Origin of the sequence: Pantoea sp. App145, assembly GCF_047947045.1 — a bacterium.
Lineage (GTDB): Bacteria > Pseudomonadota > Gammaproteobacteria > Enterobacterales > Enterobacteriaceae > Pantoea.
The window spans coordinates 2,775,377-2,798,356 of the sequence record NZ_CP133290.1 but is presented as its reverse complement, the minus strand read 5'-3'; the positions used below and the strand labels follow the sequence as shown (position 1 = coordinate 2,798,356).

At 54.5% G+C, this 22,980-nt stretch carries 21 protein-coding genes; 8 read left to right on the top strand and 13 right to left on the bottom strand.

Features of this window, described 5'->3' with window-relative positions; translation table 11 throughout:
- Window positions 1-5: 5 nt before the first annotated feature.
- On the bottom strand, window positions 6-1,472 hold the full coding sequence (locus RCF31_RS12745; RefSeq protein ID WP_416410812.1) for a hypothetical protein: 1,467 nt from the start codon (window positions 1,470-1,472) through the stop codon (window positions 6-8).
- A gap of 219 nt (window positions 1,473-1,691) precedes the next feature.
- On the opposite strand from RCF31_RS12745, the gene RCF31_RS12740 reads away from it, so the two are divergent.
- Window positions 1,692-3,146 carry a PLP-dependent aminotransferase family protein gene (locus RCF31_RS12740; RefSeq protein ID WP_416413255.1) on the top strand — a complete coding sequence of 485 codons (1,455 nt, stop codon included), beginning with the start codon at window positions 1,692-1,694 and terminating at the stop codon, window positions 3,144-3,146.
- Here RCF31_RS12740 and RCF31_RS12735 read toward each other — a convergent pair.
- The 9 genes from RCF31_RS12735 to RCF31_RS12695 form a co-directional block, all read right to left on the bottom strand.
- The gene (locus tag RCF31_RS12735; protein ID WP_084878203.1) at window positions 3,143-4,390 is read right to left on the bottom strand and encodes a valine--pyruvate transaminase; all 1,248 of its coding nucleotides are present in this window, start codon (window positions 4,388-4,390) and stop codon (window positions 3,143-3,145) included. The genes RCF31_RS12740 and RCF31_RS12735 overlap by 4 nt on opposite strands.
- A gap of 93 nt (window positions 4,391-4,483) precedes the next feature.
- Window positions 4,484-5,467: a glyoxylate/hydroxypyruvate reductase GhrB gene (gene ghrB / locus RCF31_RS12730; RefSeq protein WP_416410810.1), complete on the bottom strand. Its 984-nt coding sequence runs from the start codon at window positions 5,465-5,467 to the stop codon at window positions 4,484-4,486.
- Window positions 5,468-5,536: 69 nt separating this feature from the next.
- Window positions 5,537-6,817 (bottom strand): MFS transporter, encoded by a 1,281-nt coding sequence (locus tag RCF31_RS12725; protein WP_299455613.1) that lies wholly within the window; start codon window positions 6,815-6,817, stop codon window positions 5,537-5,539.
- A 62-nt stretch (window positions 6,818-6,879) separates the two neighbouring features.
- Window positions 6,880-7,824, bottom strand: coding sequence for a sugar kinase (locus RCF31_RS12720; RefSeq protein WP_416413254.1), 945 nt, complete (start codon window positions 7,822-7,824; stop codon window positions 6,880-6,882).
- Window positions 7,825-7,837: 13 nt separating this feature from the next.
- The gene (locus RCF31_RS12715; protein WP_299455609.1) at window positions 7,838-8,584 is read right to left on the bottom strand and encodes a sugar phosphate isomerase/epimerase family protein; all 747 of its coding nucleotides are present in this window, start codon (window positions 8,582-8,584) and stop codon (window positions 7,838-7,840) included.
- A 162-nt stretch (window positions 8,585-8,746) separates the two neighbouring features.
- The gene (locus RCF31_RS12710) at window positions 8,747-9,772 is read right to left on the bottom strand and encodes a LacI family DNA-binding transcriptional regulator (RefSeq protein WP_084878209.1); all 1,026 of its coding nucleotides are present in this window, start codon (window positions 9,770-9,772) and stop codon (window positions 8,747-8,749) included.
- A gap of 66 nt (window positions 9,773-9,838) precedes the next feature.
- Window positions 9,839-10,834 carry a LacI family DNA-binding transcriptional regulator gene (locus tag RCF31_RS12705; RefSeq protein WP_313684010.1) on the bottom strand — a complete coding sequence of 332 codons (996 nt, stop codon included), beginning with the start codon at window positions 10,832-10,834 and terminating at the stop codon, window positions 9,839-9,841.
- Window positions 10,835-10,986: 152 nt separating this feature from the next.
- Complete coding sequence (locus RCF31_RS12700) at window positions 10,987-11,649, bottom strand: OmpA family lipoprotein (RefSeq protein ID WP_208717024.1); 663 nt, start codon at window positions 11,647-11,649, stop codon at window positions 10,987-10,989.
- A gap of 108 nt (window positions 11,650-11,757) precedes the next feature.
- Window positions 11,758-12,318, bottom strand: a complete 561-nt coding sequence (locus tag RCF31_RS12695; protein ID WP_416410806.1) for a DNA-3-methyladenine glycosylase I — start codon at window positions 12,316-12,318, stop codon at window positions 11,758-11,760.
- A 144-nt stretch (window positions 12,319-12,462) separates the two neighbouring features.
- Between RCF31_RS12695 and RCF31_RS12690 the strand changes: the two genes are divergently transcribed.
- The 4 genes from RCF31_RS12690 to RCF31_RS12675 all read left to right on the top strand — a co-directional run bounded on the left by RCF31_RS12690 (window position 12,463) and on the right by RCF31_RS12675 (window position 15,805).
- On the top strand, window positions 12,463-13,164 hold the full coding sequence (locus RCF31_RS12690) for an autotransporter (RefSeq protein WP_416410804.1): 702 nt from the start codon (window positions 12,463-12,465) through the stop codon (window positions 13,162-13,164).
- A 113-nt stretch (window positions 13,165-13,277) separates the two neighbouring features.
- A complete protein-coding gene (gene dnaT, locus RCF31_RS12685) occupies window positions 13,278-13,814 on the top strand; it encodes a primosomal protein DnaT (RefSeq protein WP_299455598.1) in 537 nt (178 codons plus the stop codon).
- Window positions 13,814-14,554 (top strand): DNA replication protein DnaC, encoded by a 741-nt coding sequence (gene dnaC, locus RCF31_RS12680; RefSeq protein WP_084878225.1) that lies wholly within the window; start codon window positions 13,814-13,816, stop codon window positions 14,552-14,554. The genes dnaT and dnaC overlap by 1 nt, the downstream gene beginning before the upstream one ends.
- A 117-nt stretch (window positions 14,555-14,671) precedes the next feature.
- Window positions 14,672-15,805, top strand: coding sequence for an ROK family protein (locus RCF31_RS12675; RefSeq protein ID WP_416410801.1), 1,134 nt, complete (start codon window positions 14,672-14,674; stop codon window positions 15,803-15,805).
- A 93-nt stretch (window positions 15,806-15,898) separates the two neighbouring features.
- Here the strand turns inward: RCF31_RS12675 and RCF31_RS12670 are convergent, their stop codons facing one another.
- A complete protein-coding gene (locus RCF31_RS12670; protein WP_299455594.1) occupies window positions 15,899-17,362 on the bottom strand; it encodes a sugar porter family MFS transporter in 1,464 nt (487 codons plus the stop codon).
- A 403-nt stretch (window positions 17,363-17,765) separates the two neighbouring features.
- Between RCF31_RS12670 and RCF31_RS12665 the strand changes: the two genes are divergently transcribed.
- Window positions 17,766-18,758, top strand: a complete 993-nt coding sequence (locus tag RCF31_RS12665) for a LacI family DNA-binding transcriptional regulator (protein WP_208717030.1) — start codon at window positions 17,766-17,768, stop codon at window positions 18,756-18,758.
- Window positions 18,759-18,806: 48 nt separating this feature from the next.
- On the opposite strand, the gene RCF31_RS12660 is transcribed toward RCF31_RS12665, so the two are convergent.
- Together RCF31_RS12660 and RCF31_RS12655 are read right to left on the bottom strand one after the other, a co-directional pair.
- Complete coding sequence (locus tag RCF31_RS12660) at window positions 18,807-19,841, bottom strand: acyltransferase family protein (protein ID WP_416410798.1); 1,035 nt, start codon at window positions 19,839-19,841, stop codon at window positions 18,807-18,809.
- 237 nt (window positions 19,842-20,078) lie between these two features.
- A complete protein-coding gene (locus RCF31_RS12655; RefSeq protein WP_299455589.1) occupies window positions 20,079-21,212 on the bottom strand; it encodes an EpsG family protein in 1,134 nt (377 codons plus the stop codon).
- A gap of 442 nt (window positions 21,213-21,654) precedes the next feature.
- On the opposite strand from RCF31_RS12655, the gene RCF31_RS12650 reads away from it, so the two are divergent.
- Complete coding sequence (locus tag RCF31_RS12650; RefSeq protein WP_310616225.1) at window positions 21,655-22,395, top strand: alpha/beta hydrolase; 741 nt, start codon at window positions 21,655-21,657, stop codon at window positions 22,393-22,395.
- Window positions 22,396-22,525: 130 nt separating this feature from the next.
- Complete coding sequence (locus RCF31_RS12645; RefSeq protein ID WP_416410794.1) at window positions 22,526-22,963, top strand: DcrB-related protein; 438 nt, start codon at window positions 22,526-22,528, stop codon at window positions 22,961-22,963.
- The last annotated feature ends 17 nt before the right edge of the window (window positions 22,964-22,980 follow it).

Sequence of the window (22,980 nt, the reverse complement as noted above, 5' to 3'; positions counted from 1 at the left end):
CCGGGTCAGCGCCCGGAAATCACTTCTGTGACGATGTCCTGCAGGACACCATTGTTCACCTGAATCACCGCTTTGTGTGGATCGAAGCGCAACACGCGCGACAGGGCATCGTGCTGCTGGTTATCCAGCAGCGAACTCACCTGCGTGCTGCGCCAGCAATGGCGCATCTGGGTGATGGTCAGGCCGGACAGTTGCTCCAGCTGTTGTGCCAGCTGGATATCGTTGCTGTCACCCGCCAGCAGCGCCCGCACGGCCTGCTCCTGGGGGGGATGCGGCAGCTGGTGTAACCAGGCCGGCAGCTGCCTGCCGCCGGCGATAAATGGGGAATAAATCATGCACACCAGCTGGGTTTCATTGAGGCCAAAGGCCTGTTCCGCGAACTGCGCAGCGCGCTGACGCGCCCGGGCGATGGCCTCATCATCCTGATAACGCGCTGCCATCTCCTCAATCAGCTGGGGTGGGAAATCCTTTTGCTGCATCAACCCCAGCGCAAAGCGCACATATTCGCGAATGCCTTCGGCGTAGCTACGCTGCAACAGCGTTTCCGCGCGCAGACCGCGAATATGTGCCATTAAGGTGGGATTGCCGCAGTCCGATTCGGAAAAACTGAACATCAGTTCATCGAAGCGGAAATGCATAAACTCCGTCAGCAGCGCCCAGTGCGCGCCCACTTCATAGGCGGTGTCCTGATAGATATTGAAGAACAGCGGGTCGCGGGCCAGCTGCCAGGTGATGCGGTGCGCCGGTGTGACCTGATCGTCGCCGTAGATATCAGCAAAATAACGTTCAGCGACGCCATCAAGGGTTTGCAGAAAGCCGCTAAAGCCGCGTGATTTATCCGCCACTGGCGCATTAAACAGTCGTGACAGATGGCGCGCCCACGCGAGGTAAGCGGTTTGTTCCTGCGGGGAATCGCCGGTGATGATCATATCCACCCCGCCATCGTAGTGCGCAGCAAGGCCAAAGGAGTTCACCATGCTGAGGTTGCAGGCGTTACAGAAGGTGGAACGCGCATCGGCGCGGAAGCGGTGGCCATTCATCAGCACATCGTTGCGATTTTGCTGGCGCACCGCTTCCGGCATCGGCAAATGACGGGCAAAAGGACGAATCTGTAATCCGTCGGTCACCAGACATTCGGTAAAGTCATCGTTGTGGATATGCAGCGCGCGATAGACGCGATCGATGTTCTCCATCACGCTGTCGTTCATCGCCGCATGGCGGTTGGTACTGATGCGCAGCTGGAAGGTGCTACCGTGCTGTTGCCAGATCAGCCCCTGGATGTAGCGCACATACGCCACCATGTAGCTGCTGTCTTTGCCACCGCCATAGGCGAGTAGCACACGGTTGTTTTCGGGATGATGCGTATCGGGTAAAGCGGCGAGCAAACGGCGGGAACAGGCCTGGGCTGATTCGAGAATGGCGTTGGACAGGTATCCTTCAATTTCTCTCATCATGGTGGACAGATTATTCATTTTTCACTTTTTCCTTTGGCTAATAAAATCGCAGTCGCCTTGAAGTCGACAACCTTGCTCACGGGCCACGAAGGTGTTACGGAATGAATGTCTCGGTCTTATGCTGTGTGGCTGTTGGCTTGCCACCGCTGCGCATCGTTATTTAAGAGATGCAGCCTAAACTACTTTGAATGTAATCTGATGGATACGCACAGATCAGCACGATATGGGGTGGAACAGATGGCGGGTGAGACGGAAGAACAGGAGAGTCAGAGCAGTCGTTACCGTCAGATAGCAGAACAGATCAAACAGGCGATTCACAGCGGTTCTCTGCCGCCAGACAGCCGTCTGCCTTCGGTACGCACCCTGGCGACGCAGTACCATGTCAGCATGACCACCGCGCTAAAAACATTACGCACCCTTGAGGATGAGCATTATGCGGTGGCGCGTCCTAAGTCCGGCTTTTTTGTTGCGCCGCGTAAAGCGGACAAAAAATTGCCGCTGGTTCCGCACGAGCAGCCGCGCGAAATCGCACCGCTGGATGAGCAGACTGAGCTGCATCTGGCGATGGTCGGCTCGGATTGTCGGGTACGACTGGACCTGGCAAACGGCGATATCTCGCTGTATCCGGTAAAGAAAATTGGCCTGCTGATGCGCCAGATGGGCTACAGCAAACCTGCGCTGCTGGGCAACACCGTCAAGGGCACTGGCTATGCGCCGCTCAAAGCGGAGATCGCCCGCCGCGCGGTGGATTATGGCTGCAACATCAACGCCGATGACATCCTAATCACCAATGGCTGCATCGAGGCAATCTCGCTGTCGCTGCGCGCCACCACACGGCCAGGCGATATCGTGGCGGTGGAATCGCCGTGCTACTTCGTGCTACTGCAAATGTTGCACAACCTTAATCTGCGGGTGATTGAAGTGGAAGCTGGCGCGGAAGGTTACGTCAACGTGGAAAAACTGACGTCGCTGTTCCAGCGCAAAGCGGTGCAGGCGTATCTGAGTATTAACAACATCAACAACCCGCTGGGCAAAAGTATTCCCAACGAACAGAAGGCTTATATTGCGCGTCAGGCGGATGAAAACGATGTGGTGATTATTGAGGATGATATCTTCGGTGACACCGCGTTTGGTGAACGCCGTCCGTTCCCGATGCGCGCCTTCAGCCCGAACGTTATTTTGTGCAGCGGCTTCTCAAAAACCGTGGCACCCGGCATCCGCATTGGCTGGGTGCACAGCGCCAACTACATGCGCAAAATCGCCTCGTTAAAATACACTTCAACCATGGGCACCTCGGTGCTGTCGCAGGCGGCAATTGCCGAACTGCTGCGCAACGGCGGTTACGATGCCCATCTACGTAAGCTGCGCCGCGAGCTGGCGAACCAAATCCGCCAGATGCGCCAGGCGGTGCTGCGCTATTTTCCTGCGGGCACGCGGGTGTCTGATCCGGAAGGCGGTTATGTGTTGTGGGTTGAGATGCCGGTGCAGGCGCTGAATGTGCGTGCGCTGTTTCTCAAGGCGCGCAATGCCGGGATTGGCATCGCACCGGGGCATATATTCGCCACCGATCACCGCTACGACCACTGTTTTCGGCTCAACGCCGGGTTTGGCTGGAATGCGGAAGTGGAGCAGGCAATTCGCCAGCTGGCACAGTGGTGCCAGCTGTCATTGTTAGAAGCAAAGCAGGATTAAGCGCGCCAGGCGTCTTCGAGTTCTTCCGCCAGAATCTGCACCGCGCGTTCAATATTCTCCGCGTCCGGTACATAATTCATGCGCATACATTGGTGGGTATGCGGCCATTCCTGCTCCAGGCCGGGGAAGAAGAAGTGGCCAGGCACCATCAGCACGCCGCGTGCTTTCAGGCGCTGATACAGGGCTTCGGTGGAGATCGGCAAATCGCGGAACCACAACCAGAGGAAAATCGCCCCTTCCGGTTTATGAATCAGGCAGCGATCTTCCGGTAAATAGCGGCGAATGATAGCGATCGTTTCGCTCACTTTGTGCTGATAAAACGGTTTGATCACCTCTTCCGACAGACGCAATAAATCCCCACGCACAATCATCTCGTTGGCGATCGCCGGGCCGATGCTGCCTGGTGCCAGGCTGATAATACCGTTCATGTTGCCAATGGCGCTGATGGTCTTTTCATCGGCAACGATAATGCCGCAACGCGCACCGGGCAGGCCAAGTTTTGACAGACTCATGCACAGGATGATGTTGGGATTCCACAGCGGGCGTGCTTCGCTAAAGATAATGCCGGGGAAGGGCACACCGTAGGCGTTATCAATCAGCAGCGGCACCTGGTGCTGTTGTGCCAGGGCATCCAGCTGTAACAGTTCATCATCGGTGATCACGTTGCCGGTGGGATTGGTCGGGCGTGATACGCAGATCAGACCAACCTCGTCATTCAGCGGCAAATGGTCAAAATCGACGTGGTATTTAAACTGGCCTTCCGGCAGCAGTTCGATGTTCGGTTTCGCGGAAACAAACAAGCCTTCTTCCAGCCCGGCATCGGCGTAACCGAGGTATTCCGGGGCCAGCGGGAACAGTACGCGTTTTTTGCTGCCGTCGGCGCGGTGTCCGGCGAACAGGTTAAACAGATAGAAAAACGCGCTCTGGCTGCCGTTGGTGAGCGCGATATTCTGCGCCGTTAATGGCCAGCCGAACTCCTCGCGCAGCATGGCTGCCAGCGCATCGAGCAGCAAAGCCTTGCCGCGCGGGCCGTCGTAATTGCACAGCGCCTCGCTCAGCTTGCCTTCCTGATGCATCTGCTGCAAAAGCTGGTGGAAATAGTCGTTAATGGCCGGGATTTGCGCCGGATTCCCGCCGCCAAGCATGATGGTGCCGGGGGTTCGCAACCCTTCACCCATATCTTCCATCAGACGTGAGATACCGGAATGTTGCGTAAATTTGTCGCCGAACTGTGAAAAAGACATAGCAGGTTAAAACTTTGTGATGACTGATTGAGGACAACCATAGCGCCCGCAACATGCAGGCGCAATGGTCAGGCGGGGAAAAGGTGCAAAGCCTTATTTCACAACCTCAGGATTGACACAATTCTTCTCGATTTTGCCGGTCAGCGCGGCGATCAGGTTATCCACTGCATCACTCAGCATGCCGTAGCGGGTTTCATGGGTGGCGGAACCGATGTGCGGCAGCGTCACCACATTCGGCAGCTTCAGCAGTGCGGAATCGGCAGGGACAGGCTCCTGCTCGAACACGTCCAGACCCGCGGCGTGAATGGTGCCGTCCTGTAACGCCGTGATCAGCGCTTGCTCATCGACCACCGGACCGCGTCCAGCGTTGATCAGAATGGCGCTCGGCTTCATCATTTTCAGCTGTGCGGTGCTGATCATATGATGTGTCTGTTCAGTCAGCGGCAGGCTGATGCAGACAAAATCGCTTTCCTTCAGCAGCGTCTCCAGGTTGCAGGCGCGGGCGCCAAAACGGGTTTCCGCTTCGCTATGCTGACGGCGTGCGTTGTACAGAATCTTCATACCGAAGCCGAAATGCGCGCGCTGCGCCAGCGCCAGTCCGATGCGGCCCATGCCGAGGATACCGAGGGTTTTGTGATGCACATCGACGCCGTATTTCTCCGGGCCAATGCTTTTCTGCCACTGACCGGCTTTCACCCAGGCATCCAGTTCCGTTACGCGGCGGGCGCTGCTCAGCACCAGTGCCATCATGGTGTCGGCCACAGTTTCGGTCAGCACCGTGGGTGTGTGCATCAATACCACACCACGCTGGTTTAACGCCGCGACATCAAAGTTGTCATAGCCGACAGAGATGGTTGAACAGGCGCGCAAGGCAGGCATTTTTGCCAGAAGGTCCGCATTCACTTTACCGCCTGAACCCAGTAAGCCCTGAGCCTGTTGAAACTGGGCTGCGTATTGATTGACGGTTTCCGGGGAAATGTCGTTGACTTCGGTGACAGTGAAGTGCGCGTCGAGTTTCGCGTACAGTTCTTCCGGCAGGCTTTTCTGACCCTTATAAACAATCACAGCAGGTTTCATCTTTTGCTCCCTGTAGAACGAGTGACGGGCGACCAGCGTCGCCCGGAAAAGTCATTTCAGCTTACGCTTTCAGGCGTGTTTTGCCCCGTGCAACGGCGGCGTTTTGTTTTCAGCGGGTTTGACGACCAGCGTCAGCCAGACTGACGCCAGCAGGGCTGCCCCCATAAAAATGTAAGAGGCCGATGGGTTGCCGGTTGCGCCATTAAGATAACCCACAATCCATGAGCCGACGAATGAACCGAGTGCGCCCATGCTATTAATCAGAGCCATCGCGCCGCCTGCCACATTACGCGGCAGCATTTCCGGGATGATGGCGAAGAACGGACCGTAAGGGGCATACATCGCACCACCGGCAATCACCAGCAACGCATACGACAGCCAGAAATGGCTGGAACCCACCAGATACGAACCGAGGAAGGCCAGCGCGCCAATCAGCAGCAGCGGCCAGACAAACAGTTTACGGTTCTGCATTTTATCCGAGGCCCACGACACCACGATCATCGCGATGGTGGCGACCAGATAAGGTACCGCCGACAACCAGCCCGCTTCCACCATCCCCATCTGCGTACCGTTACGCAGGATGGAGGGCAGCCACAGCACGAAGCCATATACGCCGATGCTCCAGGCAAAATATTGCAGGCATAACAGCACAACATTACGGTTACGGAAGGCTTCGCCGTAATTACGCACCGCTTTGATGCCTTCCTGCTCTTTCTGCAACTGTGCCTGCAACGCGGCTTTTTCGCTGTCGCTCATCCATTTCGCCTGAGCCGGTTTGTCCTGCACCAGGAACCACCAGGCGACGGCCCAGATCACCGCCGGAATCCCTTCGAAGATAAACATCTCACGCCAGCCAAAGGAATCGATCAGATAGCCCGACACCACCGACATCCACAGCACCGTCACCGGGTTACCAAGGATCAGAAAGGTGTTGGCGCGTGAACGTTCGGATTTGGTGAACCAGTTGCTGATGTAAATCAGCATCGCGGGCATCACCGCCGCTTCCACCACGCCGAGCACAAAACGGATGGCCGCCAGCATCGGAATATTGCTCACTACCCCGGTCAGCGAGGCGCACAGCCCCCACAGCACCAGGCAGCAGAAAATCAGTTTTTTCACGCTGCGGCGTTCGGCATACACCGCCCCAGGGATCTGGAAAAAGAAGTAGCCAAGGAAGAACAACGCGCCGAGCAGCGATGACATGCCTTTGGTGATGCCGAGGTCGTCGTTAATGCCTGCGGCCGAGGCGAAGCTAAAGTTCGCGCGATCGAGATACGCCAGACTGTAGGTGATAAACACGATGGGCATGATAAACCACCAGCGTTTTGGCGCGATTGTCTGCGTTTTCATACGTTTATCCTCTGTTCGTAACGGCGCGATTTATCGCGCCACTGCATGTGTTTGTGCAGGTATCAGTAATCGCCAAGGGTGGCGCGTGTCGGCAGCCCTTCGCTGTCGCCCGCGACCTGAATAGCCAGCGAGCCGATTCTGTTGCCGCGCAGGATCGCCTGCGGCAGCGTTTTGCCCTCCAGCAGGGCGCTGATCAGGCCGACGGCAAAGCCATCACCGGCACCGACGGTATCGACCACCTTGTCAACGCGAATCGGGGCCACCAGGCCTTTGTCACCGTCGGCAGTTTTGAACCATGCACCATCGCTGCCGGTTTTGATCACCACCGCTCTGACGCCTTTATCCAGGTAGAAATCAGCGATGGCTTCCGGCTGGCGATAGCCGGTGAGAATCAATCCCTCGCGCTCACCCGGCAGCACCCAGTCGGCGTACTCCGCCAGCAGGTTCAGCTGTTTACGCATCTCATCTTCACTGCGCCACAACACCGGCCGCAGGTTGGGATCGAAGGAGATGGTTTTGCCCTGCGCGCGCATCTCTTTGGCGGCATGTTTGCAGAGCGCCAGCGAGGACTCGGAAATCGCTGCCGACACGCCACTCAGATGCAGATGGCGCGCATGGCCGAAATAGCTGGCATTGAAATCATCCGGCGACAGATGGCTGGCGGCGGAACCGGCACGGAAGTACTCCACTTCAGGGTCGGAGCCATCATCGACGCGGGATTTGAGCTGAAAACCGGTGCGATAACGCGTATCAACGGTGACGCAGCGATGATCAACCGCCTCTTTTGCCAGCTGTTGCAGGGTAAAGCGACCAAAGCTGTCGTCACCCACCCGGCTCACCCAACCCACCTGCAATCCCAGGCGCGCCAGACCAATTGCCACGTTAAGTTCGGCACCGGCGATGCGTTTGGTAAAACGTTCGGCAGCGGCCAGATCGCCAGTTTGCTCCGCGATAAACATCGCCATCGCTTCACCAATGGTCACCACATCCAGTTGCGTCGGGGTCATCATTGTCAGCTCCTTAGCAGGCGCGCAGCAGGTCAACGTAGTGACGCGTTACCGCCACTAAATCGTCGCCTTCCAACGGGAATTCGATACCGCGAGGTACATCACCGGGCAGCGCCTGTAACAGGGCGCGCCAGTCTTCGGGGCTGTCATCCAGCGCGATGGCGCGGAAACTGGGGTGATGAGGCACGGCAGTTTTGACATGCACGTAGCCGACATAGCGGCTCAGCTGCTGTGCCGCCTGCATGGCGTCTTCGCCGGTCCAGTGCCAGTTCGCCATATCAAAGGTCATGTGCAGCGGCAGCGCGGCGTCAAAGGCGTGATGGAAAAAGCGCTGCATCGGGGCCAGTTTGCAATCGGCGGTTTGATCGTTTTCTACCACCAGTTTGACCGGGGATGCGTTCAGTACCGCAAGTAAGGCGTCGAAGTGTGGCTCGACATAATGGCCGAGCGACAGTTTCAGGCGCTGTGCCCCGAGCTGCCCGGCTTCGCGCAGCAGTTGTGCCAGATGGGGGTTCAGCGCGCCATCAGCCAGATACAGCGTTTCCGGTGCGGAATAGCACACACTCAGACCCTGCTGAGCAATCGCCTCACCCAGCGCGGGTAGCTGGCTAATCTCATCAGCACCGAATAATTCGCGGCGGATTTCCACACCATCCGCCCCTGCCTGCTTAATCAGCGGCAGCAGCGCAGCCTGACCGCCCAGTTCCGCTACTTTGGTGGTGCCGTAAGCGGCGGTAACAACGATAATTTCTGGTTTCATCTCATCTCTCCGGGCGTAAACAGCATGCCAAACGTTATAAAAACGTTAGATGGAACCGGTTCCAAAGAAAAGCGACAGATCACGGAAGTATGATCCTGCTCACGAAGTGGGCCGTGGGGGATTGTAGCGGTGCGATTTATCGCGCGGGTTTTAACGAATAAATTAACGCAGCCGCTGGCTGGAGCCGCGCACAATCAGTTCGCCGGAAAATACCTGCTCGGAAATCGGTTGATCGTCGCCTTCAATACGCGCGATAACCTTTTCCAGCGCGGCATAGCCGATCTGCCAGGTAGGTTGTTTCAGGGTGGTGATGCCAGGTCCGGCCAGCGCAGCCCATTCCAGCTCATCGAAGCCAAGCAGGCCGATGGATTCGCCCCAGTTGAGGTTAAGACGTTGCATTGCGCGCGCCACCTGCAACGTCAGCGCGCCGTTGGCGGCGACGATGGCACAGCGTTTTCCGGCATGACGCTGGCGGAAATCGCGTAGCGCCGCATCCATCAGGGCGGGCTGATGCAGGGCAACTTCGGTGTTTTCTGCCTGCACCGCAGGTTGCGATTGCGCGGTGCTAAAGAACGCCGCCAGGCGCTCGCGACGGGTGTTGACGCTACCCAGCGGCTCGCTGAGGAACAGCAGCGCTTCATAACCGTTATCCAGCAGGTGCTGCGTGGCCTGATGCGCCGCTTCCGGGTTATTCAGCCCGACTACGTCACAGGCGAAATCAGGGATTTTGCGGTCAATCAGTACCATCGGCAGCATGGATTGTTGTAGCTGGCGCAGCACGTCTTCACGCATGCCGACCGCATTCACCACAATGCCTTCCACCTGATAGCTGCTCAGCAGTTGCAGGTAATGCTGCTCCAGATCCACTTCATTGTTGGTATTACACATCAGCAGGGTAAAACCGTGGCTGCGGCAGGCGGCTTCAATACCGCTCAGCACATCAACGGAATAGGGATTGGTGATGTCCGCAATGATCAGGCCAATCAGGCGGGTACGTCCTCGTTTCAACCCGCGCGCCATTTGGCTGGGGCGATAATCGAGTTCAGCAATGGCCTGTTCAATACGCGCTTTCAGGTCGGGCGACAGCAGATTCTGCTCGCCATTCAGATAGCGGGAAACGCTGGTTTTCCCGGTCTTTGCCGTACGGGCAACATCACTGATAGTCGCGCGTGGCGGCCTGGTCTTCATTGCATATACCTGAATCAAAAGAAACAAGCGAAGACTACCACAGGAACACCGCTGCGCAACAACCGGCTAGTCAGAAGTGAGGAGCAGACGCGGTTGCCACAGGGCCTGCACTTGTTCAGGGGGGGTGCCGTCCAGCAATTGCAGCACCATCTCGGCAATCTTTTCGCCAACATGTTGCTGTGAGCATTGCAGGATGGCATTGACCGGGTGATCGATAATCGAATCATGCGGCAGCCCGTCATAAACAAACAACGGAATGGCCTGCGGCCCGCTGAGCCGCCCGGCCTGTTGCAATGCTATGGCGGCACCTTCTCCCAGCGGGCTGCAATCGGTAATGATCGCCTGCGGTTGAGGGGCGCTCGCCAGCCAGGCCGAGGTTTGCTGATAACCCGCACGACGTGAGGGAGCTACGGTAGCAAGCTTCGGCACAGGAACCGGCGGCTGGTGCGATGCGATGGCATCGAGGAACCCCTGGCGGCGGTCGCGCACAAAAGAGCTGGGTTCGTTGCTGCCAATCCACCCCAGCCGGGTCAGCCCCTTTGCCAGAAAGTGTTCTGTCGCCAGCTTTACCCCGGCGTGATTATCGTAGTCAAACCAGGCATAGGGCTGCGCCAGCTGGCTACGTCCCAGCGACAGGAAGCGGAAACCTTTCTGTTGCAGACGTTGCAGGCGGATGTCGTCGGGGGTGGTATGGGTGACGATCAGCGCATCCATGGCGCGGCTGCGCAGCATACGCAGCGTGCGCTGCTGGTCCTGGGGTTTATCGGCCAGCATCAGCAGATCAATGTCTTCACGGGCCAGGCGTTGATCAATGGTTTGCAGCATGCCGGTGAAATGGCTATCGCTTAGCGGCAATACGCTATCGGGTATCACCAGCCCGACGGTGTTGGTACGGCCGGTCTTCAGTTGGCGAGCCGCGGCATTGGGACGATAGCCGCGTCGGCTGGCTTCTTCTTCAATACGTTTGCGCGTGTCTTCAGCCACATCATCATAGCCATTCAGTGCACGACTCACGGTAGTAACGGAAAGTCCGAGGACGGAGGCGATGGCTTTCAGCGACATGATGGGCTTCCATTGATCAATTTTTGATCAAGCTAACATAAAGAAATCGGCGGCTCTACGGGGGGATAATATTTGAGGGCAGGGGCAGCAGCAAGCGTCAAAAGTGGAGTAAAAACGTGCGAAATGGGCCTGACAGCGCAGGCCCAAAAGACTTATCCCAGCGGGGTGAGGGTGATCTCGACGCGGCGGTTCTGCGCCTTGCCGGCTTCGGTGCTGTTGCTGGCAATCGGGTTATCCGGCCCCATGCCCTGGGTACGCAGGCGGCTGGCTTCGACGCCCTGCACAATCAGCGCGCTGGCAACGCTTTCCGCACGCTGCTGCGACAGACGCATATTCAGGGCGCGGGTACCGGTGCTGTCAGTAAAGCCAACCACATTGACGGCGGTTTTTGGATACTCTTTCAGTACCATTGCCACGCCGGTCAGAGTATTGGCACCCGCCGGTTTCAGGTTGCTGCTGCTGGAATCGAAGGTGACATTGTTTGGCATATTCAGCACGATGTTGTCACCCTGGCGCGTGACGCTGACGCCGGTGCCACGCATTTTGTCGCGCAGTTTGGCTTCCTGCACATCCATGTAATAACCGATACCGCCTCCCAGCGCTGCGCCGGAAGCCGCGCCAATCAGCGCCCCTTTACCGCGATCTTTTTTCGAGGATGACAGCATGCCGACGCCCGCGCCCAGCACGGCTCCGAGGCCCGCGCCAATGCCGGATTTACCTGCCTGTGATTCGCCGGTGTAAGGGTTGGTGGTACAGCCAGATAATGCCAGGCTGCCGCTCAGTAACAAGGCCAGTGCAACAGTGTGCTTATTCATAAAAGTCCCTTCGATTTAAATGGGGGGAAAAACCCAAAACGGTGCTGATTATGCCGTTAAATCATGAGGGAAAGCGTGAGAATAAGTCTTAAATTGTAAAGAATCGCCTCATATGTTGGCAGGATGGCAGAAACAATCAGTTTGATGATCATTAATCAGGCCGCAGGCTTGCATATAGGAATAGCAAATCGTAGGGCCGATGAATTTAAAACCACGCTTCTTCAACGCTTTAGACATTGCTATGGCAGCATCGGAGGTGGTGGGAGCCTGCTTGTAATCGGGGAAATGGTGCAAAACTGGCGTGTCATCGACAAATCCCCAGATAAAGCGAGAAAAGTCTTCACCGCTCGCCTCCATGGTGAGGAACGCACGCGCATTCACAATAATGGCTGACAGTTTGGCGCGTTGACGAATCAGGCCGCTGTCCTGCATCAGACGATCGAGATCGGCTTCATCCATCGCAGCCACTGCCTGTGGGTCAAACTGATGAAAAGCACGCTGATAATTTGCGCGTTTTTTTAACACGGTAATCCATGAAAGCCCGGCCTGTTGTCCTTCCAGACACAGCATTTCAAATAAGGCACGCTTATCAGTTTGCGGCACGCCCCATTCGGTGTCGTGGTACGCCAGATAGAGCGGATCCTGTGTTACCCAGCCACATCGTTGCATCGCAGTGCTCCTAAAGCATGAGGAAAATACTTCTCTTTCCTTGACGTATTCAATAATCGGTTAATAGTTAATCAAAGGGCGCCGATAACTGTTTTATCCAATACCTAAACGCCCGGTTCCTATCTGGCTCGTCAGGAGTCCTTCATGTTGCAGAAAAGTCAGCGGTCAGGCCAGCACATTCTTGCGCTGGCTCTTGTTGGTGTGTGGCTATCTGCCTGCGCCCTGCCTGCCCGGGCATGGGATGAGGGCAGCCAGCAGAACACGACCAGCGCGAGCTCGCCTGATTATGACGCCATCCTGGCGGAAAAAATTTCCCAGAATCACCTGACATTGACCGGCAACAACGATCGAGGCCTGATGGATGCGGCGCTTAACCCACCTGATGGGGCGATCATTAACCTCCATACCGAAGCCGCCAGCGTTGGCGCGAATCCGTTTGCTAACCGCCTCTCGGCTGGCTGGCAAATGCCGATGAGTGAGACAATATCCACCGGGCCGATTGCGCAATACGCGGTCGATCCCTCGTCTCTCAACTGCCCGCAATGTGAATTTATCGATCGTAACAACCCTGACCAGGTCGCCTCGCTGGGCTGGCGTGTTGATTCCAGCCTTGGCTGGATAGCGCCCTACGCACAGATTAGCTACAGTCATCAATTGGGTGAGATGAATTTTACGCCACGCAGTGATGAGGGGATCGGCAGGGAAAACAACTGGATGGATGTCAGTGTGGGTGCCAATATGCCGCTGGGGCAGCATCTGTCAGCGTTTGCCTCATTCTCACAAACCGGGGCGATGAGCAGCGGTGAGCAGTTCATTTATAGCCTTGGTGTCAGCGCCAGCTTTTAATCTGCGATGACCTTTTTTGGCGATTCCACGCGCTAAAACAGGTACACTGCAACCTTAGCGCCGGGCGGCATATCCGCTCCGTTGCACTGGGCTAGTCAACGTCAGGTTTCTTCATGTCAGTCAAAATCTTAACTTCAACGCTGGTCGGGCTGGATGGCTTTTGTCAGGATCCGCTCGCGGTACTGCAACAGGCGGAAAACGGCACGCTGGCAGTGCTGCATCACAACGCACCGGCATTTTATGCGCTGACGCCACAGCGGCTGGCGCAATTGCTGGCGCTGGAAGCCGCGGCACAGCAACCCAATGATGTCATGCTGGATGACAGCATGTTTGACACCCCCAGCGCGCCCATTGCGGCCCCGGTGGGGAAATTTGCCATGTATGCGGGCTGGCTGCCGGACAACGATTTTCAGCGCCAGGCGGCCATCTGGGGCATCGCGCTGAGCGAACCGGTGACGGCGGCTGAGCTGGCCACTTTTATTGCTTACTGGCAGGCTGAGGGACGTTTGTTCCATCATGTGCAGTGGCAGCAAAAGCTGGCGCGTAGCGTACAGATGAACCGGGCGGCCAACGGCGGACAGCCGAAGCGCGATATCACCCGGATCAGCAATACTGATTATGATATTCCCGATGGTTTTCGAGGTGAATGATGAAAACGCCGAACGATCTTTTCAGCCGCCTGAAAAAACTGATGCCGCATGAGGTGAAACCAAAATTCACCAGCGGTGAAGAATTGCTGGCCTGGAATCAAGAGCAGGGCCGTTTACGCTCCGAAGCCATTGTGCGTGAGAATCGTGCGATGAAGATGCAGCGTATTATGGGCCGCTCCGGCATCCGCGAACTGCATATGAATTGCTCGTTCGACAATTATCGGGTGGAAAATGAAGGGCAACGCAAAGCCTTGAGCCTGGCGCGTGAGTACGCGGCGGGTTTCGATAACAGCATTTCCAGCTTTGTGTTTTCCGGCCGCCCTGGTACCGGCAAAAACCATCTGGCTGCGGCTATCGGGAATGACCTGATTTTGCGCGGCAAAAGCGTGCTGATTGTGACCGTAGCGGATTTGATGTCGAGCATGAAAGGCACCTTCAGTGGCGGCAGCGATATCACCGAAGAACGCCTGTTGCAGGATCTCAGTAATGTCGATCTGCTGGTGATCGACGAGATCGGCATGCAAAGCGAATCACGCTATGAAAAAGTGATCATTAACCAGATTGTCGATCGCCGATCCTCGTCCAAACGCCCGACGGGTATGTTGTCGAACCTCGACCCCGCTGGTATGAACACGCTGCTGGGCGAGCGCGTGATGGACCGTATGCGCCTCGGCAACAGCCTGTGGGTGCGCTTCGACTGGGAAAGCTACCGCAGCCGCGTGCGCGGCGATGAATACTGATTCGCCTGCCTCACTTCATCAGGGTGCGCCACGTCAAAAATGCCAGCAAAGTCCGAGATAAAGCGCACCCGGACACTGCTACACTGAACCTCTTCCATTTTGCCGGGTGAGAAAGGCATGAAAGCGATGGGTAAAGGGCCGGCATTATTACGACTGAATAACCTGAAGCGGGTCATGACGCAGCTGCGTCAGACGCGGATAACCTCCCGCCAGGATCTGGCTCTGGCATTAAACCTCAGCAAAAATACCGTTTCGCTGATTGTGGATGATCTGCTGGAACTGGGGGTGATTACCGAACTGGGTCCGGTCAGTGTTGCCTCTGCCGGGCGTCCGAAGATTGAAATATCACTCAGGCCGGAAAAGCTGAAAAGCGCCGGTATCATGGTGGAACGCCAGACGATTCATTGGCAGGTATGTGATTATTTCTCGCAGGTGATTGCCGAACAGACCTGGCGCACCAAAACGGATGACCCCGCCGTGCTGTTGCAGGAGCTGACGGAGTGCTGCCAGACGCTGGTCGCCGCCCATCCTGAGTTAATTGGTATCGCGCTCGGATTCCCAGGCATCGTTGATCCACAACGTGGCTGGATGCATTTCTCTTCCCATCTTGGCTGGCAGGATATTGATCTGCTGACGCCACTCAAAGCTGAAATCAGCCTGCCTTTACGCATCATGAATAATGTTAAAGCGGCGGCGCTGTTGCCGGTGCAGCAACTGGCGCTGGATAAAAATCAGAGTCATTTTTATCTGCGCATTGCGGAAGGTATTGGCGGGGCGCTGGTACAGCAGGGCGAAGTGTTTACCGGCAGCAGCTGGACCGCAGGAGAAGTGGGCCATTTGACGGTGCAGCCGAATGGGGCGCGTTGCAGCTGCGGGCGTCTTGGCTGCCTGGAAGCGCTGGTAAGCCAGCCTGCGATTCAGCATCAGCTGGCCCAGCGAAAACCGGGTCTGCGCTGGCAAAATCGCGAGAGCGAACCGGCAATGGTCAGTGCGGTGATGAGTGAGGCTGGCGCGCAACTTGGCAGCGCGTTGAGCCAGGTGATGCTGCTGCTCAATCCCGCCAGCATTATGGTGGATGCGCCGTGGAATGCGTCCCCCGCCTTTGTTCAGGCGGTGCAGCAGACGGCGCAGGCGCGCACGCTGGCCTTTACCTTTGCCCATACCGCGCTGCATTTTCTGCCGCAGCGTATCGATCCAGCCAATGGTCTGGCGCTGGCGGTGATTGAGCAGTATGAGCAGCGGATGGGGTGACGCTTTAAACAATGCGCGATAAATCGCGCCGCTACCGGATTGTGCAATCATTTGTAGCGGCGCGATTTATCGCGCTATTTTCTGGCGGTAAATTTAATGCCGTGGAATATTCAGTGACTCAGCGGATTTGCTGCTGCTGGTGGCGGCTGGCAATTCTGCATCCACATTGAATTTTTCCAGCACCAGACCGTGGATTTTCTCCAGCGATACTCCCGCCGTTTCCGGCAGATAGCGGAAGGTGAAGAAGTACATACCCAGCGAGAAAATCGCGAACAGCAGCAGCGGGAAACCACCATGGAACATATCGATCAACATCGGGCTGCTGTTCATGATCGGGAAGGTGGAACTGATGATAAAGTTCGCCATCGACATCGCGCAGATGGAGATCCCGACACAGATGGAGCGGATTTCGGTCGGGAAAATCTCGCCCAGCACCGTCCAGACAATCTGGCCCCAGGTCATGCCGAAGAAAATCATATAGGCGAACAGACCAATCACCGGCAGCAGGCCTGGCAGATGATAATAGAAGGCGATAAACGAGTAGGCCAGGAAGATGCAGGAGGTGATAGCCCCGAGCAGCAGCAGCTTACGACGCCCCACTTTATCGATCAGCGTCATCCCCACCAGTACGCCTATAAACTGACAAACGGACAGCCAGAAGGTTTGCAGCAGCGCCGAATCCACACTGCCAGAGACATTTTTCAGCAGCGTTGGCCCAAAATACTGAATCACGTTAATGCCGCTGATTTGGTTACCCACTGCCAGACCAATACCGATCACCAGCAATGGCACCGTGGTTTTATCGAGGCGAAAACGTGCCTTGTGCTGACGTGCTGCCTCGTCGGAGAACGAGTGTTTGATTTCGCTGAACACGCTTTCCGCATGTTCGCGGTTGGAGATTTTGGTCAGTGTGTCCAGGGCGGCATCGTATTTGCCTTTTAGCACGTTCCAGCGCGGTGATTCCGGGATAAAGGCGATAAAGAAGATAAACAACGCGCAGGGCACCAGTGCGGTCGCCAGAATATAGCGCCAGCCCATAGCGATCATCGCTTCCGGCAGCATCGATTTGGTGATGAAGTAGTTAGTCAGCAGTACCACCGATTGCCCGCCGACGCAGCACACCGCATACAGCGCGGTGGTGCGACCACGAAACTTTGATGGTGACAGCTCCGCCAGATAGATAGGCGAGATCACCGAAGCGAGTCCGATTGCCAGGCCACCGATGATGCGGAAAAGCACAAATATCGTGAAATTGTGGGCGATGGCGGTGCCGATCACCGAAACGGTAAACAGCAAGGCGGTAATGGCGAGAGATTTTTTGCGTCCCAGCACATCGCTCAGGCGCGGGGCGATAAAACAACCCACCAGACTCCCGAGCAGAATGTTAGAGACTGCCCAGCCCGTTTCAGCGGGTGTCAGCTGGAAGTATTCACTTAAAGGTTCGATTGCACCTGAGATAATGGAAGAGTCATACCCCATCAGCAACCCGCCAAATGCGGCGACGGTGCAGCAGAGAATGACATACCTCATGTTGTAGCGTTTTTGTCTGGAATCCATGGTTATAGCCCCTTGTCTCTACCGCCTGAACGTTGCATGTCCAGAAAGAGGAATGTTGTAGGTTGTCGATGTTCCGTGTATTCACGCAGGGTACTCACAGTGAAATATATTTTCTAAATGGATATTTTTGGATCATTTTTTCCGAAATATGTGAGCGGGGTTGCGAAAATTGTTGTCGTGGATAAGTGGGGGTAAGATTTATGCAGATGAAATGATAGGTTTTTTGTCATTACCTTCTGGCCGGGATGTTGCGCTTGTTACTTTTTACTGGAATTTCTCTGAAATTTTTATTCTGAAATGAGCGACTTTACCCTGTCGCTCATTGCGCCAGGGTGCGGTTTCATTTTTTGCCGGGCAGCAGGCATAATACGTTGATTGAAAGGCCGTCTTTGCGGACATCGCGATGAAAACGCAGCGCATCACCCTGGATGATATTGCCACCCTGGCGGGGGTCACCAAGATGACGGTGAGCCGATATTTACGCACGCCGGAAAAAGTGAAAACGGAAACGGCCGACAAAATTGCCAGCGTTATTGCTGAAATCGGCTACACGCCTGATCCGGACAACCTTGCCCTGAGCAGCGCCAGTCCGCCACGCATTGGTGTGCTGATCCCTTCCTTTAATAATCAAATCTTTGCCGATTTGCTGGCCGGGATTGAATCCGTGACCAGTGCGCAAGGCTACCAAACGCTGGTGGTCAATTATGATTACAACCCGCAGCGGGAAGAGGAGCAGATTGCCACGGTGCTGGCATTGAATATCAAAGGTCTTATTCTCACCGAGTCTGTGCACACCATCCGTGCGGAAAAATACCTGAAAGCGGCCACCATTCCGGTGGCGGAAGTGATGGGACTGACCGAAACGCGCGATCGCATCAATGTCGGGTTCGATAACTATCGTGCGGGCTATGACATGACGGCGATGCTGCTGGCGAGTGGCAAAAAGCGTGTGATCTATTTTGGTTCCATGTCAGACCGGCGTGATGAGCAACGTTATGCTGGTTATTGTGATGCGGTGGCCGCGGCGGGGCTGCCCGCCGGGCGCATTGTGCCAAACAAGGTGTCATCGGTATCGATTGGTACCGGCATGATGACGCTGGCGCGCCAGCTCTATCCGGAGATGGATGCGATTCTCTGTACTAACGATGACCTCGCGGTTGGCGTATTGCAGGAGTGCCATGCAGCGGGGATTGCGGTGCCACAGTCGATGGCAATTGCCGGTTTTCATGGGCTGGAGATTGGTCAGGTCACTACGCCACGTCTGGCCAGCGTGATTACGCCACGCTTTGAAATGGGCAAAGTGGCTACCGAAATCGTGATTAAAAAGATCAACCACCTGCCGACCATCGAGCAGGTCAATCTGCACTATCGGCTCTCGATGGGTGCCACCATCTGAAAAAGTAAAAACCCCGTTCAGTAGTGAACGGGGTTATTGTTTACAACATCAGTCGCGAGCGGTGCTGCCCGCAATGGGAGGTGGCGTATGATGTGCCCGTTTCAGGAAGCGGCTTTCCAGCAGGTTCCACGAGGTATAAGCCAGCGCCACGGTAATCACAATCGTCATCAGCAGGCCGAGGAAGGCGTTAGCGTTGAAGACGCCAAAGTGCTGCAACACCTGAATAATCGGCCAGTGATAAAGGTACATCCCGTAAGACATGTCACCGTACTGGCTGATTTTGATCTCGCTACACAGGTTGGTGCAGAACAGAATCACCACCGACGAGAAGGCGATCGGCTCCACCAGGAAGGAGTAATCGGTGCCTTTGAACAGCAGAAACACCACCAGTGAAATAATGGTGATTTCTTTCAGACGATCAAACGTGGGCTGATGGGTCGCCAGCAGGCTGCCAAAGAAGAAGTAGGAAGAGAGCGAAATGAACTGTTTCGCCAGCGTATCGGCTTTGGCTCCGGTATACACTGCCGTGAAGTAAAAGAACCAGGCACAGGAAATGATGAAAATTGCTCCCCAGACTTTCAACGGGTTTTTCTTCATCAGCGGCAGAACGAAGGGCAACAGCACGTAGAGACTCAGCTCAGCCTTAATCGTCCACAGGGAGCCATCCAGCGGCTGGTTCGGGTTGCTGGTGAACACGCCCGGCAGGGATGGCTGGATGAAGTTGAGGAACGAGAAGTTCGCTATCAGATACTTGATAGTTTCTTTGTTTTTCAGAAAATCGACAATGGGCAGCGTCGTCAGGCACAGACCGATCACGAAGCACATAATCACCACGAATATATACGCGGGTAAAATTCGTTGCGCACGCTTAATAAAATAAGAGGTGAGTGATTTACTTCTTAAGTAACTTTTTGCAATAAGAAAACCACTTATTGCGAAAAATCCTTTTACGGCAAAATCACTATTCAGAAAGTGAGCAAGGAAACGAATGTCAGGATTTCTGGTGACTTCTGCCGAATGCACCAGTAACACGATAAAGGCGAGCGATAGTCGGACGATGTCGAAGTTATTTTTTTCGTTCATATCTGCATTCTTTCATTGAGTGACGTTGCGCCAGTGAAATCATTAATAAACTTCACGTGAGTTGTTAGGAATAATCCGATCACTGCTGACGCAGATGTTCAGCTATTAGAGTTTTAAAAGATTCAAAATGCAAGCAATGCCCCGAACAGCAAAGATATTCGGACTTTCCTTATGTGTCTATCGGGGTATTCTTAAATAGAAGCGCAGCGCTGACGCAGTTAACGTCAGCGCATTTTTTTAGCGGAACAGCTGGAAGGTACGAGAAACCTGGTAGCCGGTGATCGACTGCTTACTTGAAATAGTATTGTAATAAAGATAGTAAAGAACCATTAATACCGTCACGCCCACCGCCAAAACCTTCATGAATTTCTTCGTTTCCCAGATGCACAGGGAAATAAGGACCGGTTCTACCTGCAATAAATAGTTGGCCAGGCGTCCGCCAGACGCATAATCCTGCAGAGCCATCCTCAAACCACTACCAATCGCAAAGGTAATGACCAGGATGTAGTAAAGACGGAATTTCTCATCTTCAAAATTCTTTATTTTGTCGCTCAGCAGCAGGAAGCTAAAGATGAAGACGAAGCCAATATTTTTCAGGTTGGAAAGGGTGATGATGCCCTGTTCCTGTGCGGAGTCCTGGTTGGCGTAGCCCATTGCCCTGTCGCCTAACGAACCCAGATGGCTGGAGAGGGCAGAGATTAACGCCGAGCTGCCCATGAAGGCCAGTGGCAGGCTGGCTAACACGATAAGTATCGGGATGTACTTATGTTTCTTCACAATCAGCGCTATCGGCACCAGTAACGCAACAATACCGGTGGCGTGGCTGATAAACGACAGAATAAAGGTGGTTACCATTCCGGATTTACTTCTGCGCGCGAAATGATAAACAAAACCCATTAAAAATGCCGAACACAAACCAAAGCGAATCTGGTTCATGTCTTTATTGATAAACAGGTGTGCAGAGTACACAGCCAGGGCGACTAAGGGGATCGGCGTCAGCTTGCGGAAATAATGCGCATTGACGCAGACGGCAATCACGGTAAAGACAAAGATAAAGATGTCTGGATTGGCGGTAAATATTCGGGTAATGCCCGCAATGGCATAAATAGCCGGTTCATAGCGGAAGTTGATAACCGCATTCCAGAAGCCATCGATAATAATCTGATCGATAAACTGTGAGAAGAACTGGCGATACTGTAAATCATCCAGACCGGTGCCAAGACCACGAATTCCACCAAAGGTAAAAAGCACGACCACGGCAACAAAATAAAGATATAATCTGAGTCGTGCTGTGTTTTCATCTTTACTAAGCATGACTTCAACAATTGCCACAAAGGTCAATGTCAGGCTTATGATCCAGTAAATTCCCATGGTCACAGATTCTTATAGTTTAAAATTTACTTATAACATAGGGTGTTGTTAACGTAAACATGAGAAAAGTCTAATTTTTTCTGGTCCATAATTATATTGGGTGAAAATGCACACCAATATTTGCTACCTTTCTCTGTAGATTCATTTGGACTTATTATAAAGTCAGGTTTTTTCTTCTGGGATTGGATTCTGCTGCAGAGGGCGTGCCGTTGTGGTGAGCTGTCGGAGCGCTTGTTGTTGTTTTCATTCAGGATTTGGAGCCAGAAAGATGAAGTCGATTTTTTTATCCGCATTGATTTCCCTGATTTATCTTCCCAGCGCATTTGCCAATAAGGAAATTCCGATCTGGCCAAATGAAGTGTCAGGAAATAATACATTTATTAACTTTAGTAAGAACCTGGCAGATAATAATCGTGCTGTCACAAAGGTGGAATCACCGGAAATGATTTATGTTCCACCGGCCGGGGAAAATAATCATTCGGCGGTGCTTATCATTCCGGGTGGGGGATTTTCTTATATTATGGAAGATCTCGAAGGGCTGGATGTGGCAAAGGTCCTGAGTAAAAAAGGCTATTCCTCGTTCGTGCTGCTTTACCGCATGCCACACGGTGGATCAGAGGTTAACCGCAATGATGCTTTTGCCGATGTTCAGCGCGCCATGCGCCTGATTCGCGCCAATGCTGACCAATACCAGGTCGCGCCGAATCAGATTGGCGTGATGGGCTTTTCGGCCGGTGCCTTCCTGGCGGCCAATGTCAGCAACGATCCTGATGCCAGCAATTACCCGGCAAAGGATGAGCAGGACAAGGTTTCTGCGCGTCCTGATTTTGCTGCGTTGATCTATCCGGTGCTGTCGCTGAAAGATGGCGTCACTCATAACGGCACGCGTGCGGCGATGTATGGCAAAGATATCAGTGATGACGTCAAACAACGTTATTCACAGGAAAACCGGGTATCCGCCCATACGCCTCCCACTTTCCTTGCCCAGGCGCTGAATGATGGCACAGCCTCGCCACAGAACACCTTGCGGATGTTTGACGCGTTGCGCAAAAACAAGGTGCCGGTTGAGCTGCATCTGTTTCAGCTGGGAGGTCATGGTTTTGGCATCGTGAAGAAACAGGACATTCCGGCAAAAAACTGGCCGACGCTGTTTAGTGACTGGCAGGCAAACCTGGTGAAGTAAGGGAATTTACAACAGCGCGATTTATCGCGCTGTACCAGGCAGCAGAAAATTCAGTACCAGCTTAAAATGTGGTCAATAGCGACTTCATATGAGAGACTCCCTTACGTTTTAAGCATAGGGAATGCGCTCAATGAACGACTCAACTCAATTTTGCCTCTTCACAGAAGGCCTGATTGCGCTGCCTGACGGCTATCAGGATCGTACAGTCAATGTCTTTACGGTAACAGGTGCGGGCTTACCCGCGTTCAATATCTCCCGCGATACGCTCCACGCTGATGAAGCGCTGGATACGTATATTGATCGTCAACTGGCACTGATGGCGCAGCATCTGCAGGGCTGGAAACAGTTACAACGTGCCTCCGCTGCGCTTGGCGAGAATCTCCTGTCGGGCGAAATCATCCACGCCAGTTACCTGCGTGATGGCAGATGCGTCTGGCAGCAGCAGGCGGTTTTCACCCCGGACAACAGCAGAGTGCTGGTGTTCACCATGACTTCGATGGATGTACTGAGCGATACGGATACATCGCGTTTTGCCTCCCTGCTCAGGAGCTTCCGTTTTCACGCTTAACGATAAGGAATGTTGTT